Origin of the sequence: Burkholderia sp. Tr-20355 (assembly GCF_017104685.1) — a bacterium.
Lineage (GTDB): Bacteria > Pseudomonadota > Gammaproteobacteria > Burkholderiales > Burkholderiaceae > Burkholderia > Burkholderia seminalis.
On sequence record NZ_JAAGPK010000402.1, the window covers coordinates 1 to 923 of the forward strand.

Here is a 923-nt window from a genome sequence, read left to right on the forward strand (position 1 = left end):
ATCCACCCGTTCTCGGACATGGGCGCGCTGAACCGCGCCGGCAGCCGCGTGATCGTGAAGGCCGACGGCGTCTACCTGTGGGATTCGGACGGCAACAAGGTGATCGACGGGATGGCCGGCCTGTGGTGCGTGAACGTCGGCTACGGCCGCAAGGAACTCGCCGACGCCGCGTATCGCCAGTTGCAGGAACTGCCGTTCTACAACACCTTCTTCAAGACCACGCACCCGCCGGTGATCGAGCTGTCCGCGCTGCTCGCGGAACTGACGCCGGCCGGCTTCAACCACTTCTTCTACTGCAACAGCGGCTCGGAAGGCAACGACACGGTGCTGCGCCTCGTGCACCAGTACTGGCGCGTGCAGGGCAAGCCGCAGAAGAAGTTCGTGATCTCGCGCAAGAACGGCTACCACGGCTCGACCATCGCGGGCGGCACGCTCGGCGGGATGGGCTACATGCACGAGCAGATGCCGTCGAAGGTCGAGCACATCGTGCATATCGACCAGCCGTATTTCTTCGGCGAAGCGCAGCCGGGCGAGACGCCGGAAGCGTTCGGCCTCGCGCGCGCGCAGCAGCTCGAGGCGAAGATCCTCGAACTCGGCGCGGAGAACGTTGCCGCGTTCATCGGCGAGCCGTTCCAGGGCGCGGGCGGCGTGATCTTCCCGCCGTCGACGTACTGGCCGGAAATCCAGCGGATCTGTCGCAAGTACGACATCCTGCTTGTCGCCGACGAGGTGATCGGCGGCTTCGGGCGCACCGGCGAATGGTTCGCGCATCAGCACTTCGGTTTCGAGCCGGACCTGATCACGATGGCCAAGGGCCTCACGTCGGGCTACGTGCCGATGGGGGCGGTCGGCATTCACGAGCGCGTGGCGCGGCCGATCATCGACAACGGCGAATTCAATCACGGCCTCACGTACTCGGGCCA

Annotated in this window: 1 protein-coding gene; it reads left to right on the forward strand. The window is 65.7% G+C overall.

All coding sequences use genetic code 11. From position 1 onward, the window contains the following. A partial coding sequence (locus G3N62_RS35620; RefSeq protein WP_059556402.1) for an aminotransferase occupies nt 1-923 on the forward strand: 923 nt, incomplete at both ends.